The sequence below is a fragment of the Bradyrhizobium sp. genome (genome assembly GCF_049512235.1).
Taxonomy (GTDB): domain Bacteria; phylum Pseudomonadota; class Alphaproteobacteria; order Rhizobiales; family Xanthobacteraceae; genus Bradyrhizobium.
Window position 1 is genome coordinate 1 of sequence record NZ_JBEKXH010000750.1, and the last position, 7,817, is coordinate 7,817.

Annotated in this window: 2 protein-coding genes; both read right to left on the minus strand. The window is 66.3% G+C overall.

Annotation, left to right across the window (positions count from 1 at the left end; all coding sequences use genetic code 11):
- The coding region (locus ABSG20_RS34835; protein WP_423868967.1) for a type I secretion system permease/ATPase at positions 1 to 2,073 on the minus strand (2,073 nt) is incomplete at its 3' end.
- A gap of 182 nt (positions 2,074 to 2,255) precedes the next feature.
- Entirely contained in the window at positions 2,256 to 7,760 is a 5,505-nt protein-coding gene (locus ABSG20_RS34840) for a beta strand repeat-containing protein (RefSeq protein ID WP_423868968.1), read from the minus strand.
- Between the last annotated feature and the right edge of the window lie 57 nt (positions 7,761 to 7,817).

The window sequence follows — 7,817 nt, forward strand, 5'->3', positions numbered from 1 at the left end:
CTCGTCATGGGTGCCGTCCTCGACCAGACGGCCGCGATCGATGGTGATAATGCGATCGGCCCGCCGCACCGTCGACAGCCGGTGCGCGATGATGAAGACGGTCCGCCCCGTTGCGATCCGCGGCATGTTCTGATGGATGATCCGCTCGCTCTCGTAGTCGAGCGCGCTGGTGGCCTCGTCGAAGATCAGGATCCGGGGATCCATCACCACGGCGCGCGCGATGGCGACGCGCTGGCGCTGGCCGCCCGACAGGCTCGAGCCACGCTCGCCCAGAACGGTGTCGTAGCCCCTTGGCAGCTCCAGGATGAAATCGTGAGCACCGGCGAGCTGCGCTGCCGCTATGATCCGCTCGATCGGCATCGACGGGTCGGCCAGCGCGATATTGTCCCGCACCGAGCGATTGAACAGCACGTTCTCCTGAAGCACCACGCCGATCTGGCGCCGCAGCCAGGCCGGATCGATCATGTTGAGATCGATGCCGTCGACCAGCACCCGCCCTGCCTCGGCGACATAGAGCCGCTGGATCAACTTGGCGAGCGTGCTCTTGCCGGAGCCCGAGGGGCCGACGATGCCGACGACCTGCCCGGCCGGCACGTTGAAGCTCACGTCGTGCAGCACTTCCGGCCCATCGATCCGGTATCGGAACGTGACGTGCTCGAGCACCACGTCGCCGCGGATCGAGGGCAGCGCGGTCTGGCCCGGGTTGTAGATCGGCTCCGGCGTCGTGTTCAGAATGTCGCCCAGCCGCGCCACCGACAGCCGGGCCTGGTGGAAGTCCTGCCAGATCTGGGCAAGGCGCAGCACCGGCGCGCTGACCCGACCGGCAAGGATGTTGAAGGCGACCAGCTCTCCGACCGTGAGCGTCCCCTCGATGACCAGCCTGGCGCCGAAATAGAGCACGCCGGCAGTGACCAGCTTGTTGACGTACTGCACCAGCTGGCTTGCCATGTTGCCGAGGCGGAGCACGCGGAAGCTCGCCGTGACGTAGCCGGCCAGCAGTTCCTCCCATCGCCGCTGCATCTGCGGTTCGACCGCCATCGATTTGAGGGTCTCGATGCCGGTGACGCTCTCGACCAGGAAGGCTTGGTTCTCGGCGCCGCGCTCGAATTTCTCGTCGAGACGGCGCCGGAATAGCGGCGTCGCCAGCGCCGAGATGCCGATGTAGAACGGGAACGAAGCCAGCACCATGAAGGTCAGGAACGGTGAGTAGAGGAACATCACCGCCAGGAAGACGAAGGTAAAGAACAGGTCGATGACCAGCGTGAGCGCGGAGCTGGTGAGAAAATTGCGGATGTTCTCGAGCTCGCGCACCCGGGCGACCGAATCGCCGACGCGACGCGCTTGGAAATATCCGATCGGCAATGCCAGCAGATGGCGGAACAGGCGGGCGCCGAGCTCGACGTCGATGCGGTTGGTGGTATGGGCGAACACATAGGTGCGCAGGATTGCGAGAATCGTCTCGAACGTCGAGATCGTCAGCAGGCCGATGACCAGGACGTCGAGGGTGCCGAGGCTGCGATGCACCAGCACTTTATCGATGACGACCTGGAAGAATAACGGCGAGACCAGCGCGAACAGCTGGAGGAAGAACGAGGCGACCAGCACCCTGCCCAGCACGTGGCGGTATTTGTGGACGGCACCGAGGAACCAGCCGATGTCGAAGCGGCGCGACAGGTCGAGCAGGCCGGTGCGGCGCGTCATCAATACGAGTTCGCCGTCCCACACCGCCTCGAGCTCGGCGCGCGTCATCAGACGGGGCCGTGGCTCCGCCGGCGACTGGACGATCGCCTGGTCATCGGCGACCTTTCCCAGCAAGAGAAACGAGCCATCGCGCAGTGCCGCGATCCCAGGCAGCGGCGTCGCCGCAAGTCGTTCCCAACAGGTCCGATAGGCGTGCGCCCTGAGGCCGAAATCCTTGGCGCAGCGGAGCATCTCCGGGACAGCGATCGCGTTGGCGCCAAACCGATGGCGCAACTGCTGGATATCGGCGCCGATGCCGTGGAAACGCAGCAGGGTCACCAGGACGGACAGTCCAGGATCGATCGCATCGACATGGTGGGCATCTACTGCCATCGCGGTCACCATGGTTTGCTCCGCCGCGGTCCAGGCGACAGCGCTTGAGCGCTAACCCAAGGCGCTTTCGGAGATCACAATTTCAGCATGGCAACCGACGGTCGGGCCATGCATCGCTGCCTGCAACACTTTGCCGGTCCGACATCGGCGATATAGCCGCAGTCACCCGCTGCCCGCCTCGATCATACGTGGCTCGGGGCAAGCTGGAACAGCGTCCCGTTGCCCGGCATGTGGTCGGGCGTGAGTGCATAATCGCTGGCGCTGATCCCGAATTGTCCGGCATACTGGTTGAGCAGATGCAGCGTCAGGGTGAGGTTGTTGTTGGGATCCGTCAGGGTCACGTTGGTATCGGTGCCGATAACACCGGTCCCGGTGACCTTGGTGATGGTCGTGTCGCCGGACAGGAAGTTCTTCAGATCGATGCTGTTGCCCGACGCCAACCCGGCGACCGTGCCGGTAAAGCCCTGGGCGAGATCGAGGATCAGCGAGCCAGCGCCGCTGCTTGCAAACGTGACGCCATTGCTCGCGGTGCCTCCGAGCTCGAGCGTGGAATTGCCGAAGATCTCGGCCTGACCTGCGCCGGTCAGGTTGCCGCCGATCGTAACATTGCCGCCGTTGGCCACAAGGGTGCCGCTGTTGGCGACGGCGTCGTCGACCGTCAGTCCGCCGCTGCCGGTCGCTTCGAGCGTGCCAGAATTGGTGAGGGTCTTTCCGGTGTCGATGACGATGGCGTTCGACCCGCTGGCGTCGATCGTTCCCTTGTTGGTTAGCGTCAGGTTGCCATCGCCGAGATTGCCGATTTGGCCGGCTCCGGCGATCGTGGCGCTGTTGGTGAGTTTGGCGCCGGTCGCGGCCGCTACGATGGCGGCATTGCCGGCGAGCGTGACAGTGCCGCTACCACCGAGGGTCACGCTCCCCGAGATCGCCAGATCGGTCGCGTCCCCGTTAGAGCTCAGCGCGATCGTCCCGCCGTCGGTGACCGTGCCCTTGAGGGTCAGGGTGCTTCCGTCCACCGCCGTCGCGGTGCTGCCGCTGCCGACCGTCACACCGCTAAGCGTGCTGTTGCTGCCGGCGACGGTCTCGATCGCCCCGCCATTGGCGGTCGTCAGCGTCCCCCCGGTTACGGTCGCATTGTCGAGTTCGACGAGCGAGCCGGCGCCGGTGGCCTCGATCACGCCGGACGCGTCGCTGGTGACGGTCGCGGTCGCGAGCAGCAGCGCGGCGCCGGCCGCAGCCTCCAATGTTCCGTCGTTGGTCACGGTCGCGCCGTTGACGGTGCTGAGATCGGCGCCAGTCGCGACGATGGCGCCCCCCGGCTGCGTGGTCAGCTTGCCGCCATTGACCATGCTGCCCGAAAGCTCGACGTTTTCGCCAGCGGCCGCCAGAATCGTTCCGCCAGTGTTGACGATCGTGCTGTCGTCGAGCAGCGCGACGCCGGTTTCGGCCGCGATCGTGCCGGTGTTGGAAACGGTGGTATTGAGGATTTCGAGGCCGGCGGCGCCAGTCGCCTCGATCGTCTCTGTGTTGGCGAGCACGATGCTCCCGGTGTCGAGCACGAGGCTGTTGGTCGTCCCGGTCGCGTCGATGGTGCCCTTGTTCACCAGTGTGAGGTTGCCGTCGCCGGTTCCGATCGACCCGGCTCCGGCGATGGTGTCGCCCGAATTGGTCAGCACCGCGCCCGGGCCCTCGCCCACGATGGCGCCCGATGCACTGTCCGCCAATGTCACCGACCCGCCGCCGCTCAGTGTCGCCCCCGAGGCCGCGGCGACCAGATCGGTTGCGCCGCCGGTCGAATCCACCGCGATGGTGCCGTCATCGACGATGGTGCCCTGCAGGTTCAGCGTGCTGGCATTCGCCACCGTGATGGTGCTGCCGCTGCTGATGGTGACTCCGTCGAGCGTGCCGTCCTGCCCGGCGATGCTTTCGATCGCCCCGCCGTTGGCGGTCGTCAGCGTGCCGCCGTTGAGGATCGCATTGTCGAGCACCACCGCCGAACCGGTACCCGACGCCTCGATGGCGCCGCCGGTGCCGTCGACCGTGGCATTGGCCAGCGTCAGGACCGTCCCGCCGCTCGCCTGCAGGATCCCCTTGTCGGTGACGGTCGCGCCGGTGATCGTGCTCGGACTCGCGCCGCCGCCCGTGGCCTCGAGCGCCGCGCCGCTGACGATGTTGACCGCACCGCCCGACAGGCCGCCGCCGAGCAGGTCGATGATCGCTCCCGATGCGGCCGCCGACACCAGCGCGCTCGCCGTATTGGTGAGGACGCCGAGCAGGTCGAGCGTCGGCAGCGCGGCCCCGCCTTCGACCTTGATGGTGCCGGCATTGCTGCCGTTGGCGGTGCCGTCATCGATGGTGAAGGTGCCGCCGGTAATGTTGAGGGTCACGGCCGCGTAGCCGATGTTCAGGCTCCCGACGGTCGCGCTCGCGGCGCTCGTCACCGTGTAGACACCGCCGACGTTGATGGCCGCATTGTCGGCCGAGCTCGGCACGCCGGCTGGGCTCCAGTCCGCGGCAGTGGTCCAATTGCCGCTGACGCCCGCCGCCCATGAGACCGTGGGCAGCAGCGCCGTGACCGCAATCGTTTGCTGAGCGGCGGTGTTGCCAAAACTGTCGACGGCATTGAGCGTGATGGTGTCGGACCCGGCCGTGCCGTCCTGGTCGGTGAGTGTGGCAAGGTCGCTGTTCACCTGGCTCAGTGAGCCCATGATGGTCAGGCTGGTCGTCCCTTGGCCGGACACACCGCTTCCGGTCGCCGACAGGTCGCCGCGCGTGTCGGTCAGCGTTACCGTGAAGGTCTCGCCGGAAGAGGTGGTGTTGCCGGTCTCCGAGAGGCTGACGCCACTGATCGGACTGGCTTGGCTCACGCCCACCGTCGTGGAGGGTGGCGCCGTAATCACAGGCAGCCCGTTGGCCGTGACCACGATCGTCTGCGGAGCGGCGATGTTGCCGAAACTGTCGATGGCATTGAGCGAGATGGTGTCGGATCCGGACGAGCCGTCCCGGTCGGTGAGCGTGGCGAGGTCGCTGTTCACCTGGCTCAGCGAGCCTACGATGGTCAGGTTCGTCGTGCCGGAGCCGGACACACCGCTCCCAGTCACCGACAGGTCGCCGTACGTGTCGGCCACCGTCACCGTGAAGGTCTCGCCGGTGGTGTTGCCGCTTTCGGAGAGGCTGACGCCGGAGATCGCATGCGCCTTGCCCACGCCCACCGTGGTCGATGCTGGCGCCGTAATCACCGGCAGCCCGTTGACCGTGACCGCGATCGTTTGCTCAGCGGCGGTATTGCCAAAACTGTCGACGGCATTGAGCGTGATAGCGTCGGACCCGATCGTGCCGTCCTGGTCCGTCAGCGTGGCGAGGTCGCTGCTCACCTGGCTCAGCGAGCCGGTGATGGTCAGGCTGGTCGTCCCTTGGCCGGACACACCGCTTCCGCTCGCCGACAGGTCGCCATACGTGTCGGTCAGCGTTACCGTGAAAGTCTCGCCGGAGGAGACGGTGTTGCCGGTCTCCGAGAGACTGACGCTCCGGATCGGATTCACCTGGTTCACGCCCACCGTCGTGGAGGGTGGCGCCGTAATCAAAGGCAGCCCGTTGACCGCGACCGCGATCGTCTGCGGAGCGGCGCTGTTACCAAAACTGTCGCTGGCATTGAACGTGATGGTGTCGGACCCGGCCGTGCTGTTCTGGTCGGTGAGCGTGGCAAGGTCGCTGTTCACCTGGCTCAGCGAGCCCACGATGGTCAGGTTCGTCGTGCCGGAGCCGAACACACCGCTTCCAGCCGCCGTCAGGCCGCCGAACGTGTTGGCCACCGTCACCGTGAAGGTCTCGCCGGTGGTGTTGCCGGTTTCGGAGAGGCTAACGCCACTGATCGGACTAGCCCGGTTCACGCCCACGGTGGCCGTGGGCGACACCGCAATCACAGGCAGCCCGTTGACCGTGACCGCGATCGTTTGCTGAGCAGCGGTGTTGCCAAAACTGTCGACGGCATTGAGCGTGATGGTGTCGGACCCGGCCGTGCCGTCCCGGTCGGTGAGCGTGGCAAGGTCGCCGTTCAGCTGGCTCAGCGAGCCGGTGATGGTCAGGCTGGTTGTCCCTTGGCCGGACACACCGCTTCCGGTCGCCGACAGGTCGCCGTACGTGTCGGCCAGCGTCACCGTGAAGGTCTCGCCGGAGGAGGCGGTGTTGCCGGTCTCCGACAGGCTGACGCCGGAGATCGCATGCGTCTTGCTTACGCCCACCGTGGTCGAGGGCGGCGGCGCAATTGCCGGCGTCCCGTTGACCGTGACTAAGATCGCTTGCGGAGCGGCGGTGTTGCCGAAGCTGTCGCTGGCGTTGAGCGTGATGGTGTCGGACCCGGCCGTGCCGTCCTGGTCGGTGAGTGTGGCGAGGTCGCTGTTCACCTGGCTCAACGAGCCGGTGATGGTCAGGCTCGTCCCGGAGCCGGATGCACCGCTTCCGGTCGCCGACAGGTCGCCGTACGTGTCGGTCACCGTCACCGTAAAGGTCTCGCCGGTGGTGTTGCCGCTTTCGGAGAGGCTGACGCCGGAGATCGCATCCGTTTTGCCTACGCCCAACGTGGTTGAGGGGGGCGCCACAATTGCCGGCGTCCCGTTGACCGTGACCGCGATCGTCTGCGGAGCGGCGGCGTTGCCAAAACTGTCGCTGGCATCGAGCGCGATGGTGTCGGACGCGGCTGTGCCGTCCTGGTCGGTAAGCGTGGCAAGGTCGCTGTTCACCTGGCTCAGCGAGCCCACGATGGTCAGGTTTGTCCCGGAGCCGGATACACCGCTTCCCCTCGCCGACAGGTCGCCGTACGTGTCGGTCAGCGTCACCTTGAAGGTCTCGCCGGAAGCGGCGGTGTTGCCGCTTTCGGAGAGGCTCACACCGGTGATCGGACTAGGCTGGTTCACGCCCACCGCCCCGGAGGTTGGCGCCGCGATCACCGGCAGCCCGTTGACCGTGACCGCGATCGTTGGCGGAGCGGCGGTGTTGCCAAAACTGTCGACGGCATTGAGCGTGATGGTGTCGGACCCGGCCGTGCTGTCCTGGTCGGTGAGCGTGGCGAGGTCGCTGTTCAGCTGGCTCAGCGAGCCGGTGATGGTCAGGTTCGTCGTCCCGGAACCGGTGATCGTGCCGCCGCCGCTCGCCGAGAGGTCGCCATACGTGTCGGCCAGCGTCACCGTGAAGGTCTCGCCGGAAGCGGCGGTGTTGCCGGCCTCCGACAGGCTGATGCCGGAGATCGCATGCGCCTTGCCCACGCCCAGCGTGGCCGAGGCCGGCGCCGTGATCGCGGGCGCGACCGTGCGTGGGGTCACCTGCTCAACGGTGATGTCGGTGCCTTGACCGCCGGCGTCAGGGGCCAGCTCGAATTGCTCGTCCGCGAATGACTGCGACGGGTCCAGCGTGAGGTTGTAACTATTGCCATTCTCATAGATCGTCAGCACATTGGTTTGAACGACGCTGAGAGCAATGCTGCCATTGACAGCATCGTAATTCACACCGCTCAGATCGATCGTATCTCCGGGCGCAAATCCGCTGATCACGTTGGCCGGCATGGCGCTGCCGTCGATCTGTAGCGTCCCACCGCTTACAAAGACGATACATCCGTCGACGACGCCGCCGGTCCGCAGCTCCAATGTACCGCCCGAGAGGTCGACGGTGGTTGTCAGGTCGCCGGTGACCGCCAACGTTCCCGATGACACGCTCGTAATGCCGATCGCCGAGTTACCCCCGAGCGTCCAGCT